General features: G+C 73.7%; 21 protein-coding genes and 2 pseudogenes. 13 read left to right on the top strand and 10 right to left on the bottom strand.

Annotation, left to right across the window (positions count from 1 at the left end; translation table 11 throughout):
* Positions 1-95: 95 nt before the first annotated feature.
* Positions 96-1082: an alpha/beta hydrolase gene (locus IE207_RS12645; protein ID WP_190184185.1), complete on the top strand. Its 987-nt coding sequence runs from the start codon at positions 96-98 to the stop codon at positions 1080-1082.
* Between the two features lie 63 nt (positions 1083-1145).
* On the opposite strand, the gene IE207_RS12640 is transcribed toward IE207_RS12645, so the two are convergent.
* The 3 genes from IE207_RS12640 to IE207_RS12630 form a co-directional block, all read right to left on the bottom strand.
* Entirely contained in the window at positions 1146-2927 is a 1782-nt protein-coding gene (locus tag IE207_RS12640) for an ABC transporter ATP-binding protein (RefSeq protein WP_190184184.1), read from the bottom strand.
* Positions 2924-4786: an ABC transporter transmembrane domain-containing protein gene (locus IE207_RS12635; RefSeq protein ID WP_190184183.1), complete on the bottom strand. Its 1863-nt coding sequence runs from the start codon at positions 4784-4786 to the stop codon at positions 2924-2926. The genes IE207_RS12640 and IE207_RS12635 overlap by 4 nt, the downstream gene beginning before the upstream one ends.
* Before the next feature lie 163 nt (positions 4787-4949).
* Positions 4950-5477 (bottom strand): MarR family winged helix-turn-helix transcriptional regulator, encoded by a 528-nt coding sequence (locus tag IE207_RS12630; protein ID WP_190184182.1) that lies wholly within the window; start codon positions 5475-5477, stop codon positions 4950-4952.
* Between the two features lie 99 nt (positions 5478-5576).
* Between IE207_RS12630 and IE207_RS12625 the strand changes: the two genes are divergently transcribed.
* The gene (locus IE207_RS12625; RefSeq protein ID WP_229873663.1) at positions 5577-7550 is read left to right on the top strand and encodes an ABC transporter ATP-binding protein; all 1974 of its coding nucleotides are present in this window, start codon (positions 5577-5579) and stop codon (positions 7548-7550) included.
* Here IE207_RS12625 and IE207_RS12620 read toward each other — a convergent pair.
* From IE207_RS12620 to IE207_RS12600, 5 genes and pseudogenes are all read right to left on the bottom strand, one after another.
* Positions 7454-8533: pseudogene (locus IE207_RS12620) on the bottom strand (NAD(P)-binding domain-containing protein); the annotation flags it as partial. The gene IE207_RS12625 and the pseudogene IE207_RS12620 overlap by 97 nt on opposite strands.
* Before the next feature lie 48 nt (positions 8534-8581).
* Positions 8582-9010: pseudogene (locus IE207_RS12615) on the bottom strand (HAD family hydrolase); the annotation flags it as partial.
* Positions 9011-9087: 77 nt separating this feature from the next.
* The gene (locus IE207_RS12610; RefSeq protein ID WP_190184179.1) at positions 9088-9567 is read right to left on the bottom strand and encodes an Lrp/AsnC family transcriptional regulator; all 480 of its coding nucleotides are present in this window, start codon (positions 9565-9567) and stop codon (positions 9088-9090) included.
* Positions 9568-9580: 13 nt separating this feature from the next.
* Positions 9581-10315, bottom strand: coding sequence for a DUF1365 domain-containing protein (locus IE207_RS12605; protein ID WP_229873662.1), 735 nt, complete (start codon positions 10313-10315; stop codon positions 9581-9583).
* Positions 10312-11607 carry an NAD(P)/FAD-dependent oxidoreductase gene (locus tag IE207_RS12600; protein ID WP_190184177.1) on the bottom strand — a complete coding sequence of 432 codons (1296 nt, stop codon included), beginning with the start codon at positions 11605-11607 and terminating at the stop codon, positions 10312-10314. The genes IE207_RS12605 and IE207_RS12600 overlap by 4 nt, the downstream gene beginning before the upstream one ends.
* A gap of 189 nt (positions 11608-11796) precedes the next feature.
* Between IE207_RS12600 and IE207_RS12595 the strand changes: the two genes are divergently transcribed.
* The 3 genes from IE207_RS12595 (at position 11797) to IE207_RS12585 (ending at position 15865) form a co-directional block, all read left to right on the top strand.
* The gene (locus IE207_RS12595; protein ID WP_190184176.1) at positions 11797-13365 is read left to right on the top strand and encodes an SDR family oxidoreductase; all 1569 of its coding nucleotides are present in this window, start codon (positions 11797-11799) and stop codon (positions 13363-13365) included.
* 16 nt (positions 13366-13381) lie between these two features.
* Entirely contained in the window at positions 13382-14755 is a 1374-nt protein-coding gene (locus tag IE207_RS12590) for a cryptochrome/photolyase family protein (RefSeq protein ID WP_190184175.1), read from the top strand.
* 108 nt (positions 14756-14863) lie between these two features.
* Positions 14864-15865 (top strand): MerR family transcriptional regulator, encoded by a 1002-nt coding sequence (locus IE207_RS12585; protein ID WP_229873661.1) that lies wholly within the window; start codon positions 14864-14866, stop codon positions 15863-15865.
* Here IE207_RS12585 and IE207_RS12580 read toward each other — a convergent pair.
* Positions 15786-16409 carry an RNA polymerase sigma factor gene (locus tag IE207_RS12580; RefSeq protein WP_190184174.1) on the bottom strand — a complete coding sequence of 208 codons (624 nt, stop codon included), beginning with the start codon at positions 16407-16409 and terminating at the stop codon, positions 15786-15788. The two genes, IE207_RS12585 and IE207_RS12580, sit on opposite strands and share 80 nt — an antisense overlap.
* A gap of 125 nt (positions 16410-16534) precedes the next feature.
* On the opposite strand from IE207_RS12580, the gene IE207_RS12575 reads away from it, so the two are divergent.
* The 3 genes from IE207_RS12575 (at position 16535) to IE207_RS12565 (ending at position 19201) form a co-directional block, all read left to right on the top strand.
* A complete protein-coding gene (locus IE207_RS12575) occupies positions 16535-17128 on the top strand; it encodes a histidine phosphatase family protein (RefSeq protein ID WP_190184173.1) in 594 nt (197 codons plus the stop codon).
* An 84-nt stretch (positions 17129-17212) separates the two neighbouring features.
* Positions 17213-18736, top strand: a complete 1524-nt coding sequence (locus tag IE207_RS12570; protein ID WP_190184172.1) for an APC family permease — start codon at positions 17213-17215, stop codon at positions 18734-18736.
* A 27-nt stretch (positions 18737-18763) separates the two neighbouring features.
* Positions 18764-19201 (top strand): universal stress protein, encoded by a 438-nt coding sequence (locus tag IE207_RS12565; RefSeq protein ID WP_190184171.1) that lies wholly within the window; start codon positions 18764-18766, stop codon positions 19199-19201.
* 30 nt (positions 19202-19231) lie between these two features.
* Here IE207_RS12565 and IE207_RS12560 read toward each other — a convergent pair whose 3' ends face one another.
* Positions 19232-19432 (bottom strand): DUF5988 family protein, encoded by a 201-nt coding sequence (locus tag IE207_RS12560; RefSeq protein ID WP_373304703.1) that lies wholly within the window; start codon positions 19430-19432, stop codon positions 19232-19234.
* A gap of 169 nt (positions 19433-19601) precedes the next feature.
* Here IE207_RS12560 and IE207_RS12555 point away from each other — a divergent pair, with 169 nt between their 5' ends.
* The 5 genes from IE207_RS12555 (at position 19602) to IE207_RS12535 (ending at position 26759) form a co-directional block, all read left to right on the top strand.
* On the top strand, positions 19602-21674 hold the full coding sequence (locus IE207_RS12555) for a SpoIIE family protein phosphatase (protein ID WP_190184169.1): 2073 nt from the start codon (positions 19602-19604) through the stop codon (positions 21672-21674).
* A 44-nt stretch (positions 21675-21718) separates the two neighbouring features.
* Entirely contained in the window at positions 21719-22462 is a 744-nt protein-coding gene (locus IE207_RS12550; RefSeq protein ID WP_190184168.1) for a PP2C family protein-serine/threonine phosphatase, read from the top strand.
* Positions 22463-22732: 270 nt separating this feature from the next.
* The gene (locus tag IE207_RS12545) at positions 22733-24232 is read left to right on the top strand and encodes an FUSC family protein (protein WP_190184249.1); all 1500 of its coding nucleotides are present in this window, start codon (positions 22733-22735) and stop codon (positions 24230-24232) included.
* Between the two features lie 220 nt (positions 24233-24452).
* On the top strand, positions 24453-25634 hold the full coding sequence (locus IE207_RS12540; protein ID WP_190184167.1) for a nitric oxide synthase oxygenase: 1182 nt from the start codon (positions 24453-24455) through the stop codon (positions 25632-25634).
* A 54-nt stretch (positions 25635-25688) separates the two neighbouring features.
* Positions 25689-26759, top strand: a complete 1071-nt coding sequence (locus IE207_RS12535) for a lactonase family protein (RefSeq protein WP_190184166.1) — start codon at positions 25689-25691, stop codon at positions 26757-26759.
* Positions 26760-26806: the final 47 nt, after the last annotated feature.

Below are 26806 nucleotides of genomic sequence, written 5' to 3'. Positions count from 1 at the left end.
TTCCAGAACGCCAGCATCCACTGGAACCCCGACCGGGGCACCTGGACCACCACCAACTGACGTACTCACCCACACCCATCGACCAGGAGGTCACCGTGAACGAACACAGCCCCACCCGCAGGAGCATCCTCAAGTCCGTCGGCGGGCTCTCCGCCGCCATGGCCCTCGGCGGTGCGGGCGTCCTCGGGACGGCATCGGCGGCGAGCGCGGCCGACGACGGATTCGGGCTGCACATCGTCGACCACAACGAGGGCGACGCCCGCATGTGGTACTACCGCTTCCAGACCGACGCGATCGGCTGGCAGCCCGCCGTCAACGTCCTGCTCCCCGACGACTACCACACCAGCGGGCGCACCTACCCCGTCCTCTACCTCTTCCACGGCGGCGGCACCGACCAGGACTTCATCACCTTCGACCGCCTCGGCATCCGCGCCTGGACCGCCGGCCGGCCGCTCATCGTCGTGATGCCGGACGGCGGCCACGCGGGCTGGTACTCCAACCCCGTCAGCTCCAACACGGGCCCCCGCAACTGGGAGCACTTCCACATCAACCAGCTCCTGCCCTGGGTCGAGGCGAACTTCCGGACGTTCGCCGAGTACGACGGCCGCGCCGTCGGAGGGTTCTCGATGGGCGGCTTCGGCGCCCTCAAGTACGCGGCCAAGTACTGGGGCCACTTCGCCTCGGTCAGCGCCCACTCCGGGCCCGCCAGCGTGCGCCGTGACGGCGGGGCGGTCGTGCACTGGGCCAACCTGTCCTCCGCGGCCCTCGACCTCGGCGGCGGCACCGTCTACGGCGTGCCCTGGGACCAGGCCCGCGTCACCGCGGACAATCCCGTCGAGCGCATCGAGAGCTACCGCAACAAGCGGGTCTTCCTCGTCGCGGGCACCAGCCCCGACCCGACCAACGCCTTCGACTCGTTCAACGAAACGCAGGTCCTCGCCGGCCAGCGGGAGTTCCGCGGCCTCCTCGACCGGGCCGGGATCCCGCACGAGTGGCACGAGGAGCCCGGTGGCCACTTCGTCCGCGACTACATGATGTGGCGCGACCTCGACGGCATCATCGACCGCCTCCGCAAGGCGTAGGGGCGCCCCCGGACGGCCTCGCGGACGCCACCGACCCACGTGTGGCGTCCGCGGGGTCCCGCCTCACCCGTGCCAGGACCGCCACAGCGCCGCGTAGGCGCCGTCCGCCGCGACGAGTTCCTCGTGCGAACCGAACTCACTGATCCGGCCACCCTCGACCACCGCGATCACATCCGCGTCGTGCGCGGTGTGCAGCCGGTGGGCGATCGCGATGACCGTACGGCCGTCCAGCACCCGGGCCAGCGAACGCTCCAGGTGCCGGGCCGCCCGCGGGTCCAGCAGCGAGGTGGCCTCGTCCAGTACGAGCGTGTGCGGATCGGCCAGCACCAGCCGGGCCAGCGCCACCTGCTGCGCCTGGGCCGGGGTCAGCGCCGCGGCGCCCGAACCGACCTCCGTGTCCAGCCCGGCCTCAAGGGCACGCGCCCAGCCGTCCGCGTCCACCGCCTCCAGCGCCGCCCACAGGTCGGCGTCCCCTGCGCCCGACCTGGCAAGGCGCAGGTTGTCCCGGAGCGAGCCCACGAACACGTGGTGCTCCTGGTTGACCAGCGCCACCTGCTCCCGCACCCGCTCCGCCGGCATCCGCGACAGCCGCGCCCCGCCGAGCGTGACCTCGCCGGCCCGGGGCGCGTAGATGCCCGCCAGCAGCCGGCCCAGCGTCGACTTGCCCGCACCCGACGGCCCGACCAGCGCCATCCGGGTACCCGGCGGCACGGACATCGACACCCGGTGCAGGACGTCCACGCCCTCCCGGTAGCCGAACCGCACCTCCTCGGCCCGCACCTCCCGCCCTTGTGGCGAGACGGCCGCGTCACCCCCGTCGGGTTCGATCTCGTGGATGCCGACCAGCCGGCCCAACGAGACCTGGGCGACCTGTAGTTCGTCGTACCAGCGCAGGATCAGACCGATCGGGTCGACCATCATCTGGGCCAGCAGCGCACCCGTCGTCAGCTGCCCCACCGACATCCAGCCGCGCAGTACGCAGTAGCCGCCGATCATCAGCACCGAGCCGAGGATCGTCACGTAGGTGACGTTGATGACGGGGAAGAGCACCGACCGCAGGAAAAGCGTGTACCGCTCCCACTGGGTCCACTGACGGATGCGCTGTTCCGACAGCGCCACCCGGCGCCGCCCGAGCCGGTGCGCCTCGATCGTGCGCCCCGCGTCCACCGTCTCCGTCAGCACCGCCGAGACCGCCGCGTAGCCGGCCGCCTCCGAGCGGTACGCGGACGGCGCCCGCCGGAAGTACCACCGGCAGCCGATCACCAGCACCGGCAGCGCCACCAGCGCGGCCACCGCCAGCGGCGGCGCGGTCACCGCCAGCGCCCCGAAGAGCAGCCCGGCCCACACCACGCCGACGGACAGCTGCGGCACGGCCTCCCGCATCGCGTTGGCCAGCCGGTCGATGTCGGTGGTGATCCGCGACAGCAGGTCACCGGTCCCGGCCCGCTCCAGCACGCCGGGCGGCAGGCCGACCGACCGCACCAGGAAGTCCTCGCGCAGGTCGGCCAGCATTTCCTCGCCGAGCATCGCCCCGCGCAGCCGGACCGCGCGCACGAAGCAGGTCTGGACGGCGAGCGCCAGCGCGAACAGCAGGCTCACGCGCAGCAGGTGGAGCTCGCGCACCCCCGCCGCGAGGTCGTCCACGACCCGCCCCAGCAGGTACGGGCCCACCATGGAGGCGATCACCGCGACCGCGTTGGCGCTCACCAGCGCCACGAAGGCCCGCCGGTGGCGTCGGAAAAGGCCGCGCACGTAGCCCCGTACGGTCGCCGACGTGCCGACGGGCAGCGTCGTGGCCGACTCCGGGGCGGCCGGGTCATATTGCGGCGGTGCCACGCCGATCATGCGGATCCCTCGATCTCGGTGAGTTCTTCCTCGAGCCGGCCGGTGATGCCTTCGTCCAGCGCGGTCAGGGGCAGCCCGTCGAGGCGCTGTTCCTCATCGGTCTCCCGCGTGACGACCGCCCGGTAGCGGGGCTCTTCCCGCAACAGGTCGCGGTGGCTGCCGGCCGGCAGGGCGACGCCCTCGTGTACGAGGACCACCCGGTCGGCGCGGTCCAGCACCAGTGGCGAAGAGGTCAGGACGACCGTCGTGCGCCCGGCGCGCAGTGCCGCGATGCCGTCCGCGATGCGCGCCTCGGTGTGCGAGTCGACCGCCGAGGTCGGCTCGTCCAGCACCAGCACCTCCGGGTCGGCGACCAGGGAACGGGCCAGTGCGAGCCGTTGGCGCTGGCCGCCGGAGAGCGACCGGCCCCGTTCGGTGATCCGGGCGTCCATCGGATCCTGAACCCCTTCGGGAGCCGCCTGTAGCACGGCCTCCAGTACGTCACCGCACTGGGCGGCGGCCAGCGCGGCCGCGGGGGTCACCGCCCCGGACGCCGGTACGTCGAACAGCTCGCGCAGCGTGCCGGAAAGCAGCACCGGGTCCTTGTCCTGTACGAGGACCAGCGCTCGGGCCGTCTCCAGCGCGAGTTCGTCCAGTGCCACGCCTCCCAGCAGCACCGGGGCGCGGTCCCCGGCGCCTTCACCGTCGCCCGGGGGATGTCCGCCCAGGCGTTCCGCGAGCCGGCCCGCGAGGTCGGGGTCCCCGCACACGACGGCGGTGAACCGGCCCGCGGGGACCAGCAGCCCTGTCCGCGGGTCGTACAGGTCCCCGCCCGGAGCGGGGGCCCGGACGGCGTCCACGGCTCCGGCGGGCTCCGGGGCTTCGTCGCGCGTCAGCCGCAGCACCCGGGCCGCGCGGGTGGCGGAGGGCCGGGAGAACGAGTAGGCCATGGCGATCTCCTCCACGCTGCGCAGCGGGTACAGCAACAGCGACACCGCGCTGAACACCGCAACGAGTTCACCGACTGCGAGCCGCCGGTCCAGGACGAGCGAGGAGCCGTACCAGACCACCGTGATCAGGAGGACCCCCGGCAGGAACACCTGGACGGCCGAGATCAGTGCCCACATGCGCGCACTGCGCACCGCGGCCGTCCGTACTTCCTGCGAGGCCTCCCGGTACCGGCCGAGAAACAGCTCTTCGCCGCCGATGCCGCGCAGGACGCGCAGGCCCGCCACGGTGTCGGAGGCCAGTTCGGTCGCCTTGCCCGCCTTCTCCCGCTGGATGTCGGCCCGTTGGGTGGCGCGGGGGAGCAGCGGCAGGGAGGAGAGCGCCAGCAGCGGCATCCCCACGGCGACGACGACGCCGAGGGAGGGGGCGTACACGACCAGGGCCACGCAGACGACGATGATGGCGACGGCCGCCGCGAGGAAGCGGGAGACCGCCTCGACGAACCAGCCGACCTTCTCCACGTCGCCCGTCGATACGGAGACCACTTCGCCGGCCGCCACCCGGCGGGTCAGGGCTGACCCGAGGTCGGCGGTCTTACGGGCGAGCAGTTGCTGCACGCGGGCGGCGGCGGTGATCCAGTTCGTGACGCTGGTGCGGTGCAGCATGGTGTCGCCCAGGGAGATGGCGACGCCCAGCAGGGCGATCAACGCGCCGACGAGCAGCAGCCGGTGGCCGTCGCCGTCCACGGCCGCCTCCACGCCCAGGCCGACCGCGAACGGCAGTCCGGCGATGGCGCAGTGGTGGACCAGCCCCCAGCACAGGCTCTTGGCCTGTCCGCCCAGTTGGGTGCGGCCCAGCCAGAGCAGGAAACGCGGGCCGGAGCGGGCGTCGGGTACTCCGGGATCCGGATGCGGAAGATCGCTGATCTGCATGACGCCCCATGACGGTCGAGTGGCTCAAACCACACAAGGTTCGTCTTCCGGACCGGGCACGGGCAACCGATTTTATGCCGGCCGCCGGTCTCGGCAGCGAGGTTTGCGGGCAGGTCGGTTGGCGTACGGACTGGTCAACCGGCCTGCGCGGGCGCGGTGGTGCTCAGCAGCCGCGCTCCGCGGGCGCGTCGGCCAGGGTGTCGAGCAGACCGCCGAGCACCCCGCGCTGTGCCGCGGTCAGGGGAGCCAGGATCTCCTCCGCGGCGGCGGTCCGCGCGTTGCGCAGGCGGCGCAGGGTGGCGCGGCCGGTGTCGGTCAGCTCGATCCGGATGACCCGGCGGTTCGCGGGGTCGGGCGCGCGGCGCACGCAGTCGGCCGACTCCAGACCGTCGACCAGCGTGGTCACGGCCCGGGGGACGACTTCGAGGCGGGCGGCGAGCTCCGCCATCCGGGGCGGTTCGCCGCTGTCGTAGTGCGAGACCAGCCGGAGCAGCCTTGACTGGGCTGGAGTGATCCCGAGGGGTTCGAGATGGCGCTTTTGGATGCGGTGGAGCCGACGGGTCAGGCGCAGCAGCTGCTCGGCCAGGACACCGTCGTCGCTGTCGGTCGCGTCGGCGCGGGCCGGGCCGTCGGGGGCCGGGCCGTCGGGCAGGTCAGGGCCGGTCACGGTCGGTTCGGAAGCGGTGCTCATGCTGCGGTCCTCATAATGGGAAGAGTATCAGGACCAGATTCATTGTGAGTATAGGTAACAATGAGCTATGCTCATGAGAATCTCGTCAGAAGGAGGCCCATGCGCCCCAAAGAACCCGAATGGACGCCGTCCAAGGAATCCCTCGATCCCAGCCGCCCGAACCCGGCGGAGCAGCCGCGTCAGCTGCGCCGCATCATGGGCCTCTTCCGGCCCTACCGCGGCCGCCTCGCGGTGGTCGGCGCGCTCGTCGCCGCCTCCTCGCTCGTCGCCGTCGCCTCGCCGTTCCTGCTCAAGGCGATCCTCGACGTGGCGATCCCCCAGGGGCGCACGGGTCTGCTGAGCCTGCTCGCCCTCGGCATGATCCTCACCGCCGTCGTCACCAGCGTGTTCGGCGTGCTCCAGACCCTGATCTCCACCACCGTCGGCCAGCGCGTCATGCATGACCTGCGCACCGCCGTCTACGCCCAGCTCCAGCGCATGCCGCTGGCCTTCTTCACCCGCACCCGTACGGGCGAGGTCCAGTCCCGGATAGCCAACGACATCGGCGGCATGCAGGCCACCGTCACCTCCACCGCGACGTCCCTCGTCTCGAACCTCACGGCGGTGATCGCCTCCGTCGTCGCCATGCTCGCCCTCGACTGGCGGCTGACGCTCGTCTCGCTCCTCCTGCTGCCCGTCTTCGTGTGGATCAGCCGGCGGGTCGGGCGCGAGCGCAAGAAGATCACCACCCAGCGGCAGAAGCAGATGGCGGCCATGGCCGCCACCGTCACCGAGTCCCTTTCGGTCAGCGGCATCCTGCTCGGCCGCACCATGGGGCGAGCGGACTCGCTGACGCGGTCCTTCTCCGAGGAATCCGAGAAGCTGGTCGGCCTGGAAGTGCGGTCCAGCATGGCCGGGCGCTGGCGGATGTCGACCATCGGCATCGTCATGGCCGCCATGCCCGCACTGATCTACTGGGCCGCCGGCATAGCCCTCCAGGCCGGCGCGCCGTCGCTTTCCGTGGGCACCCTCGTCGCCTTCGTCACCCTCCAGCAGGGCCTGTTCCGGCCGACGGTCAGCCTGTTGTCGACCGGTGTCCAGATCCAGACCTCGCTCGCCCTGTTCGCCCGCATCTTCGAATACCTCGACCTGCCGGTGGACATCACCGAACGCGAGGACGCGGTGCGCATCGGCCGGGCGAAGGGTGAGATCCGCTTCGAGGACGTGCACTTCGCCTACGACAGCAAGAACGGCCCCACGCTGGCCGGTATCGACGTCACCGTCCCCGCCGGCGCCTCACTCGCCGTGGTCGGCCCCACCGGATCGGGCAAGAGCACCCTCAGCTACCTGGTGCCCCGGCTCTACGACGTCACCGGCGGCCGGGTCGCCCTCGACGGGATCGATGTCCGCGACCTCGACTTCGACTCCCTGGCCAGGTCCATAGGAGTGGTCTCCCAGGAGACCTACCTCTTCCATGCCTCGGTCGCCGACAACCTGCGCTTCGCCAAGCCGGACGCGACCGACGAGGAGATAGCCGAGGCCGCCCGCGCCGCCCAGATCCACGACCACATCGTGTCCCTGCCCGACGGGTACGACACGCTGGTCGGTGAACGCGGCTACCGGTTCTCCGGCGGGGAGAAGCAGCGCCTGGCCATCGCCCGCACCATCCTGCGCGACCCGCCGGTCCTGATCCTCGACGAGGCGACCAGCGCCCTCGACACCCGTACTGAGCACGCGGTGCAGCAGGCCATCGACAAGCTGTCCGCCGGCCGCACCACCATCACGATCGCGCACCGCCTCTCCACCGTGCGCGACGCCGACCAGATCGTGGTCCTGGACGCCGGGCGAATAGCCGAGCGCGGTACGCACGAGGAACTCCTCGCCGCCGAGGGCCGCTACGCCGCCCTCGTCCGCCGGGACCGGGACGCCGAGTCGGCGCCGCGGCCGGCCGACGGCGAGCCGACCGGTCAGGAAGCGGCGACCCCTGCCAGGGCCGGAGCCCCGGAGGTTTCGCGGGCCGGCAGGCGGCGGATCTCGCGGACGGCCGCGCCGCCCGCGCGGTTGGCCCCGGTGGTGGAAGCCGAAGGGCCGTAGCCGACCAGGTGGATCCGCTCGTCCCGGACCGCCCGGGTGCCTTCGAGCCGGATGCCGCCTCCCGGTTCCCGCAGGCGCAGCGGCGCCAGGTGGTCGACGGCCGCCCGGAACCCGGTGGCCCAGAGGATCACGTCGGCTTCCACGCTCCGCCCGTCGGCCCAGCCGACGCCGGTCGGGATGATGCGGTCGAACATCGGCCTGCGCTCCAGCACCCCCGAATCCAACCCGGCCCGTACGGCGTCGTTCAGCGCCAGCCCGGTCACACTCACCACGCTCTGCGGGGGCAGCCCCCGGCGCACCCGCTCCTCCACCAGGGCCACCGCCGCCCGGCCCTCGGCTTCGCCGAAGCGGGAGTCGCGGAACACCGGCGGGCGGCGTGTCACCCAGGTGGTCGCTGCCGCCACCTCGGAGATCTCCAGCAGGTGCTGCACCGCCGAAGTGCCACCGCCCACGACCACCACGCGGGCCCCGGCGAACGCGGCCGGTCCCGGATAGCCGGCGGTGTGCAGCTGTCGGCCGCGGAAGGTGGACTGGCCCGGATACCGGGGCCAGAACGGCCGGTCCCAGGTGCCCGTGGCGTTGATCAGGGCCCGGGCCGACCAGCGCTCGCCGGACGCGGATTCCACCAGCAGCCGCCCGTCCGAACCGTCCCGCACCGCCGTGACGTCCACGGGGCGGCGCACGCGCAGCCCGAAGCGCTCCTCGTACGCGGCGAAGTACTCCCCGATGACCTCGGACGACGGCCGCAGCGGGTCGGCGCCGGTCAGCTCCATGCCGGGCAGCGCGTGCATGCCGTGCACCTTGCCGTACGTCAGCGAGGGCCAGCGGAACTGCCAGGCCCCGCCCGGGCCGGGCGAATGGTCGAGGACGACGTGGCCGATGCCCGCCCGGGCCAGGTGGTAGGCGCCGGACAGGCCGGCCTGCCCGGCGCCGATGACCACTACGTCCACCTCAGCCGGGTCCCGCTCCGCAAAGTCGTTCACGGTTGTACCAACTGCGCACCGGGCCGCCCTCTTCCCTCGCCCCGGACGTCAGGCCGCCCGGTGCTCGCCGAGCCACTCGTAGGCGGTCTCCGCGTCGAAGGCCGCCGGTCCGCCGCGGAAGAGGAGGCCGGCCGAGGTGAAGGCGGGGTGGGTGGCGCTGCCGGCCGCGGAGGGGATCGCCAGGCATTCCATGCCCGCGGCGAGGGCGGCCTCCGCGCCCGGCGCCGCGTCCTCGACGACCACGCAGTCGGCGGGGTCCGCGCCGAGCCGGCGGGCCGCCTCCAGGAACATGTCGGGTGCGGGCTTCCCGCGCGCCACCTCCTCGGCGGAGACCGCGACGGTCAGCAGGGCGCCCAGGCCGGTCCCGGCCAGCAACGCCTCGATCGCCTCCCGCGAGGAGCCGGACGCCACCGCCATCGGAACCCCGTCCCCGTGCAGCCGCTCTGCGAACCTGCGCATCTCGCTGTCCACGAGGGTGCCGTCGAGATCGAATATGACGGAAAGCATTCGGTTGAGCCCGTCCTGCCGGTCGTGTGGGTGTCACGACCATTTTGTCAGGGTTTGCCCGCTGCTCTTCCCACTGCCTCGACCAGGGGCAGCAGCCGGTGCGGAACCCGCTCCCGCAGAGCCACCTCGGTACGCGTCCGGACGACGCCCGGAAGCCGGATGAGGCGCTGGATGACGTCCTCCAGATGCGTGTTGTCCCGGGCCGCCACCCGGGTCAGCAGGTCCCCGCCGCCGGTGATCGAGAACGCCTCGATGATCTCGGGTACCGCCGCGAGGGCGTCGCCCACCTCGTCCAGGTGCCCCTGGGTGACCTCGATGTGGACGAAGGCCAGCACTGGATGGCCCAGAGCGGCGGGGGAGAGGACCGGGCCGGTCCCGGTGATCACCCCGGTGCGCTCCAGCCGGTCGAGCCGGGCTTGCAGGGTGCCGCGCGCGACGCCCAGCAGCCTTGCGTACTCGCGCACGCTGGTGCGCGGCTGCTCGATCAGCAGGCGCAGGATCCGGGTGTCGAGCTCGTCCACCGCCATGCCGCGACTGTACTCACCTCAGCCCCTCCTGCGGATCGTGACGGGGCCGCGGACGTACCGGCAGCCCGCACAGCCACAGTCGTAGGCGGTGGTAGCGGATGCCCGCCGCCACGGCTGCGGTGGGCCAGGGGTGACGCAGTGACGCCCGCAGGAGCCCCCGTAGGCCGGCCGCCCGGCGGTGGCCCCGCACCGTCGCCGTCAGCCGGGCGCCGTCCGCGCCGCCCGAAAGGGTCACGCTCAGGGCCAGGCGCTCGCCCGGTACCGGCAGCCGCATCCGGTAGTCGCCGTCCACCTCCAGGAAGGGCGAGGCGTGGAACTCCTTGGGCACCCGGCCCGTGCCCTGCGCGGCCTGCGGGCCGAGCAGGTAGCAGTGCCGCTCGCCGTACGTGTTGTGGACCTCGGCGACGACCTGCCGCAGCACCCCGTCGGGGCCGTGGCACCAGTACACGGACAGCGGGTTGAAGACGAAACCCAGCACGCGGGCGTGGGCCAGCATCAACACCCGGGACCCCGGCGGGAGTCCGGCGCCGCGCGCGGCGAGGAACCGCTCCAGCCCGGCCCGGATCGTCGGCGGCCGGCCGCCGAAGTGGTCCCGGGCGTCGAACCGGGCGAGGGGACGCAATGGGGCCGGCAAATCCGGGAGTTCGTCGAGGTCCACCAGCCACAGGTACGTCCGGTGGCGCAGGGCGTAGGCCCGTTCCCCGGAACGCACGTGCCGGATGTCGGCCTCGTACACCGCCGCCCTCACCAGGACACCCCGAGCGCGGCGGCCGCCTCCACGCCCGACCGGCAGCCGTCCTCGTGGAACCCCCACCCGTGGTACGCCCCCGCGAAGGCCGTCACCGGACCCGACAGGGCGGGCAGCAGCCGCTGAGCGGCCACCGACTCCGGCGTGTACACGGGGTGTTCGTAGGCCATCTCGGCCAGCACCAGCTCCGGCCGCACCCGGTCGTCCGCGTTGAGGGTCACCACGTACCGCTGCGGTGAGTCGAGCCCCTGCAGGCGGTTCATGTCGTAGCTGACGAGGACCCGTCCGTCGTACGGGTCGCAGCCGGACAACCGGAAGTTCCAGCAGCCCTGCGCCGCCGCCGAGCGCGGCAGCACCGAGGCGTCGGTGTGCAGCACCGTCCGGTTGCGCGAGTAGAGGAAGGCGCCGAGCACCGCCCGCTCGGCGTCCGTCGGGTCGGCCAGCAGGCGTAGCGCCTGATCGGCGTGGACGGCGACGACCGCCGAGTCGTAGGTGACGGCGCCGTCGGCGGTGCTGACGCGGATCCCCTCCGGGGTGCGGGCGAGCGCCCGCACGGGGGTACCCGCCCGGACCGCGTTCGTGCCCAGCCGCTCCCGCAGCCGCTCGACGTAGCGCGCCGAACCGCCCTCGACCGTCCGCCAGCGCGCCGAGCCGTCCGCCCGTCCGCCCACCGCGAGCATTCCGTGGTGGGCCAGGAAGCGGAACAGGTACCGGGCGGGGTAGCGCAGCGCCGTACGCGGCGGACAGGACCACACCGAGGCCACCAGCGGGATCGCGAAGTGGGCCGTGAAGTAGGGCCCGAACCCGCACTCCCGCAGGAAGTCGCCGAGGGTGACCTCCGCCGAGACGGCGGGGGTCGCCAGCAGCAGCCGGGCCTGCCGGTGGAAGAGCGGCACCTGTGCCAGCATCCGCAGGTAGCCGGGCCACGCCGCGGACCTCGGCCGGGCCGCCGGCCCACGCGGTCCCCGCGCGCCCGCGTACTCCAGCCCGCAGCCCTCGCACTGCACGGAAAGGCTCATCGTGGTCGCCCGGGTGGTCACGCCCAGCTCGCCGAACAGTCGCAGCAGGTGGGGGTAGGAGCGGTCGTTGTGGACGACGAACCCGGAATCCACCCCCCGTACGAGGCCGTCCGGGCCGGTCACCTCGTGGGTGTGGGCGTGGCCGCCCAGCCGGTCGTCGGCCTCGTACACGGTCACCTCGTGCGAGCGCGCCAGTACGTAGGCCGCCGTCAGCCCCGAGACCCCCGCGCCGACGACGGCCGTACGCGGCCGTGATCCTCCTCGCTGCGCCATCGTGTACCTCCTTCCGGAGGATGTTTCGGAGCCCGCGGGGCTTCGGATGGCCTTTTGGCGACGGCCCGCGCGCCGGGAGTGCATCCGCGCGCGCCCGGCCGGCGGAATCCCTTACGGAATGCCGAGCGGGAACCCGTGCGGAATCCTGTACGGGGGCACGAGAGCGGAGACAGCCATGAGGGGACACCGATGACGGGCGTGGCGGACGCCCACTGCCTGGTCACCGGGGCCACCGGTTACATCGGCGGCCGGCTGGTGCCGGAGCTCCTCGACGCCGGGCACCGGGTGCGCTGCCTGGCCAGGACGCCGGCAAAACTGCGCGACCACCCCTGGGCGGGCCGCGCCGAGGTCGTGCGCGGCGACGTCACCGACCCCGAATCGGTCGCCGAGGCGATGCGCGGCATCGACGTCGCCTACTACCTCGTCCACGCCCTCGGCTCGGGCTCAGGCTTCGAGGACCGCGACCGCGAGGCCGCCCACGTCTTCGCCGAACAGGCCCGGGCGGCCGGGGTCCGGCGCATCGTGTACCTCGGCGGCCTCACCCCCGAGGGCATCCCGCTCCGGGAACTCTCCCCGCACCTGCGCTCCCGCGCCGAGGTCGGCGAGATCTTCCTGGACTCCGCCGTACCGGCCACCGTCCTGCGCGCCGCCGTCATCATCGGCTCCGGCTCCGCCTCCTTCGAGATGCTGCGCTACCTGACCGAGCGGCTGCCCGTGATGGTCACCCCCAGCTGGGTCGGTACGCGCTGCCAGCCCATCGCCGTCCGCGACGTGCTGCGCTACCTCGTCGCAAGCGCCGGCATGCCGCCCGAGGTCAACCGGGCCTTCGACATCGGCGGCCCGGACGTGGTCACGTACGAGGTGATGATGCGCCGCTACGCGGAGGTGGCGGAGCTCCCCAAACGGCTCATCATGCGGGTCCCGATGCTCACCCCCGGCCTCTCCAGCCACTGGATCGGCCTGGTCACCCCCGTGCCGAGGGCGCTGGCCCGGCCCCTCGCCGAGTCCCTGAGGCACGAGGTGGTCTGCCACGAGCACGACATCGCCGCCTACGTCCCCGACCCGCCCGGGGCGCCGCTCCCCTTCGACCGGGCCCTGGTCCTCGCCCTCCAGCGGGTGCGGGAGGCCAAGGTGACCACCCGCTGGTCCTCCGCCGGTGTCCCCGGCGCCCCCAGCGACCCGCTGCCCACCGACCCCGACTGGGCGGGCGGCAGCCTCTACACCGACCGGCGGGAGCTGCCCGTAGAGGCGTCGCCCGCCGCGCTGTGGCGGGTGGTCGAGGGCATCGGCGGGGACAACGGCTGGTACTCCTTCCCGCTCGCCTGGGCGGTACGGGGCTGGCTCGACCGGCTCGTCGGCGGGGTCGGCATCCGGCGCGGCCGCCGTGACGCGGCCAGGCTCCGCGTGGGCGACAGCCTCGACTTCTGGCGGGTGGAGGAGATCGAGCCGGGCGCGCTGCTGCGACTGCGCGCCGAGATGCGGCTGCCGGGCCTGGCCTGGCTCGAACTGCGCGCCGATCCCGATCCGGCGGACCGCCGCCGCGCCCGCTTCCGCCAGCGCGCCCTGTTCCACCCGCACGGGCTGCTCGGCCACCTGTACTGGTGGAGCGTGTCCCCCTTCCACGCCGTGGTGTTCGGCGGGATGGCGCGCAACATCGCCAAGGCCGCCGAACGGCTGGAACGCGATACCCCGCAGGGCGCATCCGCTGAGGCGCCCGCCGCCGAAGTACCCGGTGCAAGCAGCACCCCACAGCCCTGACCCGGAGCGAGAACCCATGAACGTCGCGGTGGTCCTCTACACCTCCGACCTGCGCGTGCACGACCATTCGCCGCTGCGCGCCGCCCTGTCCTCCTGCGACCAGGTGGTTCCGCTGTTCGTCCGCGACCGGGCCATCGAGGAATCCGGGTTCAGCGCCCCCAACCGGAGGGCCTTCCTCGCCGACTGCCTCGCAGGGCTCGACTGCGCACTGCGCGAGCGCGGCGGCCGCCTGGTGATCCGCTCGGGTGACGCGGTCGGCGAAGTGGTGGCCCTCGTACGGGAGACGGACGCCGACGAGGTGCACATGGCCGCCGGGGTGAGCGGGTACGCCCACGCCCGCGAGGAGGCTCTGCGCACCGCTCTGGAAGCGGAAGGCCGGCGCCTCTACGTGCACGACATGGTGGTGACGGCCGTGGCCCCCGGCGCGCTGCGGCCCGCCGCCTCCGACCACTTCGCCGTCTTCACGCCCTACCTGCGCCGCTGGAGCGAACTGCCGCCGCGCACCGTCACCGCCGCCCCGCGCGTGATCCGGGTCCCCGAGTCCCCGCGCTCGGAACCGCTGCCCGAGCGCTCCGCGGTCACCGGGGTTTCCCCGGGCCTGGCGCGCGGCGGCGAGCGCGAGGGCCGGCGGCTGCTGGGCGCCTGGCTGCGCGAGGGCGTCGACCGCTACCACGAGGTCCACGACGACCTGGCCGGCGACGCCACCTCCCGGCTCTCCCCCCACCTGCACTTCGGCACCCTTTCGGCCGCCGAGGCCGTCCACCGGGCCCGGGCGGCCGGGGGCGCCGGCGCCGAGGCGTTCGTGCGGCAGCTGTGCTGGCGCGACTTCCACTACCAGGTGCTCGCCGCACGCCCCGAATCGGCCACCCGCGACTACCGCACCCGGCGCGACAGCTGGCGCACCGGCCCGGGCGCGCGGGAGGAGATCGAGGCCTGGAAGGAGGGCCGGACGGGTTACCCCGTCGTCGACGCGGCCATGCGCCAGCTGCGCCACGAGGGGTGGATGCACAACAGGGGCCGGCTGCTGGCGGCGAGCTTCCTCGCCAAGACGCTGTACGTGGACTGGCGGATCGGCGCCCGCCACTTCCTGGACCTCCTCGTGGACGGGGACCTGGCCAACAACCAGATGAACTGGCAGTGGGTCGCCGGCACCGGCACCGACACCCGGCCGGGCCGCGTCCTCAACCCGGTCCGCCAAGGCCTGCGCTACGACCCCGAGGGCGCCTACGTGCACCGCTGGGTGCCGGAGCTCGCGGGGCTGCCCGCGCCCCGGGTGCACGAACCGTGGCGGCTGCCGGAGGCGGAGCGCGCCCGGTACGACTATCCCGAGCCGTTGGTGGAACTCGCGGACGGGCTCGCCCGGTTCCGGCAGGGGCGGGGCATCGAGTGACCTGCTCCCGGTGCTCGGGCGTCCTAGGGTGAGCGGGTGGATCCAGTGCCGCCCCACGACCCAGTGCCGCCCGGGGAGCCCGTGCCGCCCCGGGACCCAGTGCCGCCCGTGGAGCCCGCGCCGCTGCCCGCAGCCGCGCTGAGTACCGGCGCCGTCGCCCGCCGCCTCGGGGTCTCGCCGACCACGCTGCGGTCCTGGGAGCGCCGGTACGCCATCGGCCCCGCCCGCCGCGAGGACGGCCGGCACCGCCGCTGGACGCCCGCCGACATCGCCCGCCTGGAGATGATGTGCCGGCTCACGGCGCAGGGCGTGCCCCCGTCGGCGGCGGCCGGGGCCGCGCTCGGCGCAGCCCCCGGCGGCTCCGGGGCGGCCCGGGCGGCTGCCGTGACGCCGGGCGGGTCCACCGCCCTTCCGCTCGGGGAGGTCCGGGCGGAGTGCCGGGGGCTCGCACGGGCCGCCGTACGACTGGACGCGCCGGCGGTGGAGCACCTGCTGGACACCGCGCTGGCGGAGCTCGGCCCGGTCGCGGCGTGGGAGGAGGTCATCGCGCCGACCCTGCACGCCGTCGGTCGCAAGTGGGCCTCGGCGGGCGAGCGTTACGTCGAGGTGGAGCACCTGCTGTCCTGGCACGTCTCCGGCGCCCTGCGCCGGCTGCGGCCCGCGCCCACGCCGTACGGGGCGCCGCCCGTGCTCCTGGCCTGCGCCCCGGACGAGCAGCACAGCCTGCCCATCGAGGCGCTGACCGCCGCCCTCGGGGAGCGGGGCCTGCCCGCCCTGATGTTCGGCCCGGCCCTGCCGGCCGAGGCGCTGCGCGAGGCCGTGCGCCGTACGGGCCCCCGCGCCGCCGTGCTCTGGGCCCAGACGGCCAGGACCGCCGACCGCGCTCTGGCCCGGGCGGTCGCCGGCATCGAATGGGGGCCGCACGGCGCCCGCGGGCACTCGGCGCTCCTGCTGGCGGGGCCCGGCTGGGGTGCGGGCACGCCCGGCCCGCGCACCGAGCGGCTCTTCGGCCTGCGCTCGGGCCTCGCCGTCATCGAGAGGCTGCTGCGCGCGCAGGATCCCCGAGCGAGTGGCGCAGCACCAGCAACGCCCGGCGCATGTGGCTCTTGACGGTGCCCAGCGGCAGCCCGGTGCGCGCCGCGATCTGGGACTGGGTCAGGTCCCCGTAGAACGCCAGCCACATCACACGCCGCTGGGCCGCGGGCAGCCGGGCCAGTTCGCCGAGCACCAGCAGCCGGTCCAGCACCTGTTCGGGCTCCGGCGAGGTGGGGGCGGCGGGGGGCCGGGCGCCTTCGTGGAGCGCGTGCGCGGCGGCCGAGGCGGCCCGGGTCCGCCGGGTCCGGGCCTCCAGCGCATCGGCCACCTTGTGGCGGGTGATGCCGGTGAGCCACGCCCCGAGCCCGCCCGGGCCGGGGCGGTAGTGACGCCGGCCGCGCCAGGCGGCGAGGAACACCTGCTGCGTCACGTCCTCCGCCTCGCGTTCGTCACCCAGGGCGCGGCGGGCGAGCGAATGCACCAGCGGCCGCCAGCGGCGGTAGGCCGCCTCCATGGAGCGTTCGTCGCCCGCCGCGAAACCGGCGGCGACGGCATCGTCGCGGTCCGCCCCGCCGTGCGGACGGACCGCCCGGGCCCGTTCGTGGATCAGGTCGTCCATGGACCGAGCCTGGCGAGCAGGTACGGGCCGGGCCAAGTCGCATCGTTTCCGCATCGAATTACTGGTGGCGTACATGACACGCTGCGCTCACGCCATCGGCGCGGCCGACCGTCTAAGGTCCAAGGATGAGCGACTTGTTGCTGGTGAGACATGGTGAGACGGCCTGGAGCGCCACCGGGCGGCACACCGGCCTGACCGACGTACCGCTGACCGCGACCGGCGTCGAGGAGGCCATCTCCCTCGCCCCGTTCTTCCGCGACCGCCGCCCCGCCCTGGTCCTGACCAGCCCGCTGCGCCGGGCCGTGGCCACCGCGGAACTCGCCGGGCTGATCGACGGCATCACCGATCCCGACCTGCACGAATGGGACTACGGCGGCTACGAGGGCATCACCACGGCCGAGATCCGTCGCACCCGGCCGGACTGGTCCCTGTGGACCGACGGCGTCCCGCCGGGCGACGCGGAGCACCCCGGGGAGGACGCGGAGCAGGTCGGCGCCCGCGCGGACCGCGCGCTGGCCCGGGTCGACAAGGTCCTCCGCGAGGACCGGGGCGACGCCGTCGTGGTGGCCCACGGCCACTTCCTGCGCGTCCTGACGGCACGCTACCTCGGCCTCGCCCCGCAGGAGGGGCGCCTGTTCCTGCTGCGCACCGGCACGCTCGGCGTCCTGTCCACGGAACACGGCCTGCCGGTCGTCGCCGGCTGGAACACCCGCCCCTGACACCCCGCGCGGCGGCACTCCCGGCACTCCCGGCACGCGCCCGGCCGCCTCGCGCCCCGCCGCCGTGTGCCCGAGCATGCGTATATGGCGCAGGACGGGACGGGCGGCGGCCACGAGCAGCGCACCGCGGAGGCCGAGGCGGGGCTGAGGCCCGACGCGATCGGTTTCCTCGAAGCGCTCGTCATCGGCCTGAACTCCACCTCGCCCGCCTACTCACTGGCCGCCGTCATCGGGCCGATCGTCGCGATCGCCGGCATCTACGCCCCCGGCGTGATGCTGGCGTCCTTCGTACCGATGCTGCTGATCGCCGCCGCCTTCTACTACCTCAACAAGGTCGACCAGGACTGCGGGACCACCTTCTCCTGGGTGACGCGGGCCATGGGCCCCTGGGCGGGCTGGCTCGGCGGCTGGGCGATCACGATGACCGGGGTCCTCGTCATCGGCTCGCTCGCCGACGTCGCGGTGCGCTTCGGGCTGCTCGCCGTCGGCCTCGACGGCCTGGCCGCGAACGAGGCGGTCCGCCAGACGCTCGCCGTCGTCGTCATCGTGGCCATGACCGCCGTCTGCGTCATCGGAACCGAGATGTCCGCCCGGGTCCAGGACGTGCTCATCCTGGCGCAGGTGTTCTTCCTCCTGGCCTTCGCGGTGGTCGCCCTCTACCGCGTCTACGCCGGCACCAGCACCCTCGACCCGATCGAGCCGTCCGTCGACTGGCTCAACCCGTTCGGAGCCGGCGGCGCCGCGCTCACCGGCGGACTGCTCCTCGGCGTGTTCATCTACTGGGGCTGGGAGTCCGCCGTCAACCTGACCGAGGAGGTCGAGGACTCCGCCACCGCGCCCGGCAAGGCGGCCATCTGGTCGACCGTCGTGCTGCTGGTGACCTACCTGGCGGTCGGCTTCGCCGTCGTCGGCTACGCCGGGACCACGTTCCTGGCGCGGAACGCGGGCCAGGAAGAAGCGGTCTTCGCCGTGCTCGCCCACGAGGTGATGGGCGGCTGGGACTGGATGGTGCTCCTCGCGGTCTCCACCTCCGCGCTCGCCTCCACCCAGACCACGATCATCCCCGCCTCCCGCACCGCCCTGTCGATGGCCCGCCGGCACGCGCTGCCGTCATCGCTGGCGCGCATCCACCCCCGGTTCCGGACCCCGGACGTGAGCACCTGGTGGGTGGCCGTCATCGCCATCGGCTGGTACCTCGTGGTCAACCAGATCAGCGAGAACGCGCTCCTCGACTCGCTGACCGCGCTCTCGCTGCTCATCGCCTTCTACTACGCGCTCACCGGTCTGGCCTGCGCCGTCTACTACCGGCGTCACCTGCTGGAGAGCCCTCGCAACTTCCTGCTCATCGGGCTGGGCCCGCTCATCGGGGCCGGGCTGCTGACCTGGCTGCTGGTGGAGTCCGTCAAGGACATGTCGAAGCCGGAGAACTCGGCCGGGGGCGTCTCCTGGCTGGGCGTCAGCCCGCCGCTGCTCATCGGGACGGCCATCGCCCTCGTCGGCGTGCTGATCATGTGCTTCTGGAGGATCCGGGACGGGCGGTTCTGGCGGGAGCGGCGCGGGGTGGCCGACCCGGCGCTCGTTCCGGGCCCGCACCGCCGGTCCGCCTGAGTGGTGTGCGCAACGGAGGAGTACGCGATGTCCGTGGTCCTGGGGTACGACGAGTCGCCCGGCGCGGAGCGGGCGCTGGCGGTCGCCCTGGAGGTCGCCGCCGCTTTCGGTGAACCCCTCGTCCTCGTCCACGGGGCCGCCGCGCCCGGCGCCGCGGGGGAGGAGTACCGGGCCCACCGCGAAGCCGTCCGCGAGGCCGGCCGCAAGGCACTGGCCCGGGCCGTCGCGGCCGCGGACGAGGCGGGCGTCCCCTCGACGGTGGAGGTCGCCGACGAGAAGCCCGCCCAGGCACTCCTCGACGCCGCCGAGCGCCACGGGGCGCGGGTCATCATCGTCGGCACCTGGGGCGACAGCCCCATCCGCGGCGCTCTGCTCGGCTCGACACCGCACAAGCTGCTGCACCTGTCGCCGGTACCGGTGCTGTGCGTGCCGACGGGGCGACACGAACAGGGGCCGGCGCACTGAGGTCACGGCGCGGCGGCGGGACGCGTCAGGTCATTCGGCGATCTCCGTGCGCTCCCACCACTCGTAGACGGGAACCCGCCCCTGCGCGGCGTCCTGGAAGCGGGACGTGGCCTTGAAGTGCTCGTATCCGCCGCGGTGCGCCACTTTCACGTCCTCACCCGGCGCGGGGGCCGGAACGAGACGCTCCGGAAGATCGTCCGGGCCGCCCTCGAGGGCCGCCATGGTCGCCATCGTCGTCATGCGACCAGTCTCGCCACCCGCCCGGCCGCCCGCACTTCGGCGGGCCGCTCCCCGGTCCGGCGGGCAGAATTGAAGAGGCCGCCCGGGACCGCCGCGCGGGCGCCGGACAGCCACCGTCGCGCTTGGCGCGCAGAAGCTCGGCGCGCAGAAGGGGGCAGCGATGCCACCGGACCCGCAGGGGGACGGCGACGCCGATCCCGGCCCGATACGGTCGGAACCCGGCTCGCTGCTGGAACACGTGGTGGTCGCGGTCCTCGGCATCGACGAGGAGGACCGGATCTGCTACTGGGGTCCCGGTGCGCGCAGCCTCTTCGGCCACGAGTCCGCGGCGGTGCTGGACCGGCCCGCGTCGACGCTCTTCCCGGACCGCGACCCCGGCGCGGCCGCGCGGCTCGCCGAGCAGGCCCGCACCCTCGGGTACTGGCGCGTGCGCCTGCCCGCACTCCACCGGGACGGCACGGTGTTCGACTGCGGCTTCCGTGTCTTCCCGCTCACCGGCAGCACCGGCCGCTCCGTGGTGATGGGCCTGGCGAGCCAGAGCGTCGAACTGGATCGGGTCAAAACCAACCTGGCCTTCCTCGACGCGCTCTTCGAGACCTACCCGATCGGCCTGGTCATGCTGGACGAGGACCTGCGGTACGTCCACCTCAACCAGGCCCTCGCCGACATGGACGGCATCCCCCTGGCCGGCCACCTCGGCCGCCGCATGACCGACATCATGCTCACCTCCGACGGCGGCGAGTTCCAGCGCCTGCTGCGCGCCGTCGCCCAGGAGGGCCGGACCGTGGTCGACACCCTCGTCGGACTGCGCACCCCCGGCCACCCGGACCGCGACCAGGTGCGGTCGGTGAGCCTGTTCCCGCTGAGCGGGGCGGTGGGCACCCGGCGCGGCGTGGGCGGACTCCTGGTGGACGTCACCGACCGCGAACGGGCCATCATGGAGGCCACCGCGGCCCGGCAGCGGCTCGCGCTCCTGGACCGCGCCGCCGCCCGCATCGGCACCACCCTCGACCTGGACGTGACCGCGCGCGAGCTGGTCGGGTCCGCGGTCCCGGAGTTCAGCGACGCCTCCGTGGTGGAACTGGTGGAGTGGATGCACCAGCCGGAGGTCTTCGACCCCCGGCTGCCGCTCGTCACCCGCAGGATCGCGTGGGGCACGACCCTGCCGCCACCCGCCGGCGAACTGCTCGGCGGCCTGGAACGGATCACGTACCCGCCCGGCTCCGGCATCCACGCCATGCTCGAAACGGGCCGCCCGTGCTGGTTCGAGGTGAACGACGACTTCGTGGCCAGCACCGTCGCCCACAGGGAACGGGCGCGGCTGCTCATGGAAAGCGGCCTCGCGTGCATCCTCATCGCCCCGCTGGTCGCCCGCGGCACCATCCAGGGCATCACCATGTTCGGCCGCGCCGCGTCCCGCCCGGCCTTCGACGAGCCCGACCTCAGCCTCGCGGGCGAGCTGGCCTCGCGCGCCGCCCTGTGCCTGGACAACGCCCGCCTCTACAGCCGCGTCCAGGACATCGCGCTCACCCTCCAGCGCGCCCTGCTGCCCAGCGCCCCCGCCGCCGGCCCCCACGCCGACATCGCGCACCGCTACCTGCCCGGGAGCCGGCTCACCGAGGTCGGCGGCGACTGGTACGACGTCATCCCCCTGCCCGGCGACGAGCTGGCCCTGCTCGTCGGAGACGTGATGGGACACGGCGTCCCGGCCGCCGCCGCCATGGGCCGGCTCCGCATCACGGCCAAGGCCCTCGTGCGGCACACCCGCGACCCCGAGGGCCTGCTGGCGGAACTCGACAGCTGCGCCCAGGAGGCCGGCATCGAGCTCGCGACGTGCCTGTGCATCCTCTACGACCCCCACACCGGCCACGCCCGCGTCGCCAGCGCCGGCCACCCCCCGCCCCTGCTCCGCCACCCCGACGGCACGGTGGAGCGGATCGGCGACGTGCTGGGCGTCCCCCTCGGGGTGGGCGGCGTACCGTTCCGCTCGACGGCGACGCGGATCCCCGAAGGCGCCGTCGTCGCGCTCTACACCGACGGGCTCGTCGAAGCCCGCGGCCAGGACATCGACACCGGCATCGACGCCCTGCGCGACCAGCTGCGCGCCCCCGTGGACTCCCTGGAGGAGGCGGCGGACCGGATCCTTTCCCGCCTGCTGCCCGACACCGCGACCGACGACACCGTCCTCGTCCTCGCCCGGCTCCGCCGCGCCCCTCCCGCGGAGCCACTATGAAAGGGGACGGGACGCTTGCCGCGGGCGACGGAGAGGCGGAACCGATGCCGTACGCAGCCGTCAGCGCACTGAGCCACGCCGGGCTGGTGCGCGAGCACAACGAGGACAGCATGGTCATCGGGCCCTGGACGCTGTGCGCCACCGAGACCCGCAACCCGCAGATGCTGGTGTTCCCCCTCGGCCCGCCGCTCGTCGTCGCGGTGGCCGACGGCATCGGCGGACAGCCGGCCGGGGAGGTGGCCAGCGCGCTCGTCGTACGGCGTCTCGCGGAGCTCGGGCCGTCACTGGACGGAGAGGAGGCCGTCCGCGAGGCACTGGAACTGTGCAACCGCGCGGTGTACGACGCCGCCGAACGCGAACCGGAGCTCGCCGGCATGGGCACCACCGTCGCCGGTGCGGTCGTCCTGCCCGAGGCCGTGCTGACCTTCAACGTCGGTGACAGCAGGGTGTTCGACGCCTCGGACGGGGAGCTGCGCCAGGTGAGCGTCGACGACAGTCCGCCGCTTCCGCCGGGCCGCCGGACGACCTCCCTGATCACCCAGGCACTCGGCGGCGCCCGCGGCTTCCACGCCGTCACACCGCACGTCCGTACGTACCCCCTCGCCGTCGGGGGCCGCTACCTGATCTGCACGGACGGGCTGACCGACCCGGTGCCCGAGGACGTCCTGGACGGCCTGCTGCGGGAGCACGACGACGGCCGGGCCGCCTTCGAGCTGTGGAAGGCCGCCATCGACGCGGGAGGGCCCGACAACATCACCCTGGCCGTGGTGCGCATCGGTGAGGCGTGACGCCCCAGTCCGTTGGCTCCCCATGGCCGAAAAACGGCCTGGATCAGTGGGCCAATGGCACAGCTTTTCCGAGGCCGGTTGAGCCAGTGGGCCTCCGGATGGTTATCTGTGCCGTATCCATGTACTTACGGCGCCACGCAGCGCCGGACGGCAACGAGGCCGCTCCGGACCGTGGCGCCTTCGCCGTGCCCGTACGCCGCCCACCACCCCGGGCGGACACCGGCCCGGCGCGCACCATCGCAAGGGGGGCGGCACACCGCCGTGAAGAGGATGTTCGTGGCTCCGGATCCGGGGCTGATGAGACTCAGGAACTCGCTGCGCGCGGTCGTCGGCGTGGGGCTCGCCGTCGCCGCGGCCCAGGCGGTGGGGCTTTCGCTGACCGCCTCCATCACCGGGGGGCTGGCCGCCCTGCTGGCGCTGTTCACCGTGCTCGACGCGAACGTGCGGGCCCAGCGGGTGACCACCGCGCTGCTGCCCGTCGCCGGATTCCCCGTCCTCTCCGTGGCCACCGCCCTGCACGACCTGCCGCTCGTCCGCGACCTCGCCTTCCTCGCCGTCGTCTTCGCCGGTGTCTACGCGCGGCGCTGGGGCCCGCGCGGCCACGCCCTCGGCATCTTCGCCTTCATGAACTTCTTCATCACGCAGTTCCTGCACGCGGTGCCCGCGCAGCTGCCCGAGCTGTTCGCCGCCGTCGGGCTGGCCCTGCTCGCGGCCGGCGCCGCGCGGTTCGTGCTCTGGCCCATCGAGCGCCGTACGCCGCCCCCCGCCGCGCCGCCCGGCCTGCCCGGCACCGGTCTGGCCCGGCCCACCACCCGGCAGGCCTTCCAGGCGACCGCCGCCTGCGCCTTCGCGCTCGGCATCGGCCAGGCCCTCTCCGAAGACCGCTGGTACTGGGCCGTGGGCACCGCCTGGTGGATCTTCGTCAACACCGCCTCGCGGGGGGAGACCCTGGTCCGGGGCTTCCGCCGGGTCGTGGGAACCGTGACAGGGATCGCCGCCGGGCTGCTGGTCGCCGTACCGCTGCACGGAGCGCCCGCACCGACCGCCGCGCTGGTCGCCGTATGCGTCTTCGGGATCTTCTACACCGCCGCGCCGTCGTACTCCTGGATGATGTTCTTCGTCACCGTGATGGCGGGCCTGCTCTACGGACTCCTCGGCGTGCTGCACCCCGGCCTGCTCCTGCTGCGCTTCCAGGAGACCGCCATCGGCGCGCTGGGCGCCGCCCTCGCCGTGGTGCTGGTGCTCCCCGTCACCACGCACGCCGCCAACGACGCCTGGATCCAGCGGGCCCTGCACTGCGTACGGGCCTCCACGGCGGCGTCCCTCGACCGTCTCGCGGGACACCCCCACGCGGACCCCGCCCCGCACGCCGCGGAACTGGAACTGCTGCTGGGCCGGGTACGGCTGGCGCTCGCGCCCCTGGTGCACCCGCTGAGCCCACTGCGCGCCCGCAAGGCCCGTGCGCGGCAGGTCCTGGAGCTGCTGGACGCGTGCGCGCGCGAGGTGCGGGGCCTGGTGGCCGTGGCCGCCGACCCGCAGGCCTCGCACGACGCCCGGCTCGCCGCGGCGTGCTGGCGGGTCGAGGCGGCGGTGGAGGCGCTGACCGCCCCGCAGGACGGCCTCCTCCCCGCCGCCCCGGAGAGCGCCTCCCGGCCCCCGGCCCCGGCGGAGCCGGTCCTCGCCCACTTGCACGGGTTGGAACACGCCCTCGTGGCGCTGCACGTCCCGCTGCGCACGCACCCGCGCGCCCCGCTCGTCGTCGGCGCCTGATCCCGCTCGCCGAGCGACGGGGAAGGTCACGATCCGGCGCGGATATTACGCCACTTGAAGCCCCTGCTTCCGGCCGATCCGGGGAGACCACCCGGAGGAGTGTTCCGGCCGTCGCTGACCCACGCCGCTGACCTGCCCCGTGTACAACGGGTGATGTTTACTGCACATTCATTCGGCATGTACAGGGTGGATCTGAACGGACAGGGGGTAACGGCCCGGAATGGAAATTCTTCAACAGTGCTCGGGCGCCGCTCAAGAGCGCTCGGGCACGGCTCAAGAACGCGCGGGCACCGCTCATGTGTGGGAGGCCGCCGAGGAGTTCATCCGGCTCTTCCACCGGGAGAACCCGGCCGCCGGCGATCCGGAGGTCCGGCTGGCGGCCGTGCGCGCCGAACTCGCCGGGACCGGCACCTACCGCCACACCCCCGCCGAACTCGTCCACGGTGCGCGCGTGGCCTGGCGGAACAGCAACCGCTGCATAGGCAGGCTCTACTGGAACTCGCTGCGGGTCCGCGACCGCCGTGAGCTCACCGACGCCGACAGCATCGCCGACGAGTGCTTCGCGCACCTTCGGGAAGCCACCAACGGCGGCCGGATACGGCCCACCATCACCGTCTTCGCACCCGACGCCCCCGACCGCCCCGGGCCGCTCATCTGGAGCGAGCAGCTCATCCGCTACGCCGGGTACGGCGACCACCCCTCCATAACCGTGGGCGACGCCCGCAACGCGTCGCTCACCAGAGCGCTGCTCGACCTCGGCTGGCCGGGCGGCCCCGGCACCCCCTTCGACCTCCTGCCACTCGTCGTCCAGGGCGTCGACGACAAGCCCCGCTGGTTCGACACCCCGGCCGACGCCGTGCTGGAGGTGCCGATCCGTCACCCGGACGGGCCCGACCACTGGGACGACTGGGGCCTGCGCTGGCACGCGGTCCCGGCCATCTCCAACATGTGCCTCGAGATCGGCGGCATCCACTACCCGGCCGCGCCCTTCAACGGCTGGTACATGGGCACCGAGATCGGCGCCCGCAACCTCGCCGACACCGACCGGTACAACCTCCTCCCCGCCGTTGCCCGCAGGATGGGGCTCGACACCTCCAGCGACCGCTCGCTCTGGAAGGACCGGGCGCTGGTCGAGCTGAACCGGGCGGTCCTGCACTCCTTCGACGAGGCCGGGGTCAGCATCTCCGACCACCACTCCGAGTCCCGGCGGTTCCTCTCGCACCTGGAGCGCGAGGAGCGCAAGGGGCGCGAGGTGGGCGCCGACTGGTCCTGGATCGTGCCGCCGATCTCCGGGGCGGCGACCCCCGTCTTCCACCGCACGTACGAGGACCGGCCGAGCACCACCACGTACGTGCACCACGCCGCGGCCCACGAACGGGCCAAGGGACGGGACTTGGTCTAGACCTTCTGTTACCGTCGTTGCGACCGGATCCGGGACGGCGGAATCGAGGCACCTGTGGATGGCGCGCGGAGCACGGACCAGGGCGGCGGACACCGGGCCTACATCGGCTCGTTCACCTCGGGGGGCGGCCGCGGCATCACCACCGCGGCCGTGGATCCGGCCACCGGGACGCTGACACCCCTCGCGGTCACCCCGACGGCCGAGAACCCGTCCTGCCTCACCCTCGCCCGGGAGCAGGGCGTGCTCTACGCCGTGAGCGAGGCGGAGCGCGGAGCGGTCGCCGCCTTCCGGACCGGGGCCGAGGGGCTCACCGCCCACGGACCGATCGTCCCCGTCGGCGCCTCGGGCCCCACCCACCTCAGCCTGGCGGGGCAGCGGCTGCTGACCGCCAACTACACCTCGGGCAGCGTCAGCAGCATCCCGCTCGACGCGGACGGGGTCCCCTGCGGACCCCCGGCCGTCCTCGCCCACCAGGGCTCGGGGCCCGACACGGAACGGCAGCAGGGGCCGCACGCCCACCAGGTGCTGCCGGATCCGAGCGGCCGCTGGGTCCTCGGCGTGGACCTCGGAACCGACTCCGTACGGATCTGCTCCCTCGACCCGTCCGACGGCCGGCTGCGCCCGCACGGGGAGACGAGGCTGCGGGCCGGCTCCGGGCCGCGCAACCTGGCCTTCCACCCGGACGGGGAGACGGTCTACGTCCTGCACGAGCTGGAGCCACTGCTGACCGTGTGCCGCTGGGACGCGCGGGAAGGGCGACTGGAGGCGACCGCCGAGGCCGCGGTGCTCTCCGGTGACGCCCCGGCGGACACCCGGCCCTACCCGTCGGTCGTCGCCGTCTCGCCCGACGGGCGGTTCGCGTGGGCCGCAGTACGGGGCGTCGACACCATCGCCGCCTTCTCCCTCGCCGACGGCCCCGCCAAGCCCCGGCTCACCGCGAGCGCGGGCTGCGGGGGCAGCTGGCCGCGCGACCTCGTCGTGGACCCCTCGGGGCGCAGGCTGTACGTGGCCAACGAATGGTCCGGCGACGTCACCTGGTTCGAGCCGGACCCGCTGACCGGAGAGCCCCGGGCGGTGGGCTCCATCGAGGTACCGGCCGCCGCCTGTGTGGTCTTCGGGCCCTGAGCCCGGCCGCCTCGGCAACGTGCGAAGGGCCCGCGCTGCTGCGCGGG

Origin of the sequence: Streptomyces cirratus, assembly GCF_014650775.1 — a bacterium.
In the GTDB taxonomy this organism is placed as follows: domain Bacteria; phylum Actinomycetota; class Actinomycetes; order Streptomycetales; family Streptomycetaceae; genus Streptomyces; species Streptomyces cirratus.
Note: the sequence above shows the minus strand (reverse complement) of the source record. Positions and strands in the feature narration are given on the sequence as shown.

What these genes read in the sequence shown, in the direction of transcription:
- IE207_RS12640 (WP_190184184.1), bottom strand. Translation starts at nt 2,927, where the DNA reads ATGATCGGCGTGGCACCGCCGCAATATGACCCGGCCGCCCCGGAGTCG.
- IE207_RS12635 (WP_190184183.1), bottom strand. Translation starts at nt 4,786, where the DNA reads ATGCAGATCAGCGATCTTCCGCATCCGGATCCCGGAGTACCCGACGCC.
- IE207_RS12630 (WP_190184182.1), bottom strand. Translation starts at nt 5,477, where the DNA reads ATGAGCACCGCTTCCGAACCGACCGTGACCGGCCCTGACCTGCCCGAC.
- IE207_RS12625 (WP_229873663.1), top strand. Translation starts at nt 5,577, where the DNA reads ATGCGCCCCAAAGAACCCGAATGGACGCCGTCCAAGGAATCCCTCGAT.
- IE207_RS12610 (WP_190184179.1), bottom strand. Translation starts at nt 9,567, where the DNA reads ATGGCGGTGGACGAGCTCGACACCCGGATCCTGCGCCTGCTGATCGAG.
- IE207_RS12600 (WP_190184177.1), bottom strand. Translation starts at nt 11,607, where the DNA reads ATGGCGCAGCGAGGAGGATCACGGCCGCGTACGGCCGTCGTCGGCGCG.
- IE207_RS12595 (WP_190184176.1), top strand. Translation starts at nt 11,797, where the DNA reads ATGACGGGCGTGGCGGACGCCCACTGCCTGGTCACCGGGGCCACCGGT.
- IE207_RS12590 (WP_190184175.1), top strand. Translation starts at nt 13,382, where the DNA reads ATGAACGTCGCGGTGGTCCTCTACACCTCCGACCTGCGCGTGCACGAC.
- IE207_RS12580 (WP_190184174.1), bottom strand. Translation starts at nt 16,409, where the DNA reads ATGGACGACCTGATCCACGAACGGGCCCGGGCGGTCCGTCCGCACGGC.
- IE207_RS12575 (WP_190184173.1), top strand. Translation starts at nt 16,535, where the DNA reads ATGAGCGACTTGTTGCTGGTGAGACATGGTGAGACGGCCTGGAGCGCC.
- IE207_RS12570 (WP_190184172.1), top strand. Translation starts at nt 17,213, where the DNA reads ATGGCGCAGGACGGGACGGGCGGCGGCCACGAGCAGCGCACCGCGGAG.
- IE207_RS12565 (WP_190184171.1), top strand. Translation starts at nt 18,764, where the DNA reads ATGTCCGTGGTCCTGGGGTACGACGAGTCGCCCGGCGCGGAGCGGGCG.
- IE207_RS12560 (WP_373304703.1), bottom strand. Translation starts at nt 19,432, where the DNA reads ATGGCGACCATGGCGGCCCTCGAGGGCGGCCCGGACGATCTTCCGGAG.
- IE207_RS12555 (WP_190184169.1), top strand. Translation starts at nt 19,602, where the DNA reads ATGCCACCGGACCCGCAGGGGGACGGCGACGCCGATCCCGGCCCGATA.
- IE207_RS12550 (WP_190184168.1), top strand. Translation starts at nt 21,719, where the DNA reads ATGCCGTACGCAGCCGTCAGCGCACTGAGCCACGCCGGGCTGGTGCGC.
- IE207_RS12545 (WP_190184249.1), top strand. Translation starts at nt 22,733, where the DNA reads ATGTTCGTGGCTCCGGATCCGGGGCTGATGAGACTCAGGAACTCGCTG.
- IE207_RS12540 (WP_190184167.1), top strand. Translation starts at nt 24,453, where the DNA reads ATGGAAATTCTTCAACAGTGCTCGGGCGCCGCTCAAGAGCGCTCGGGC.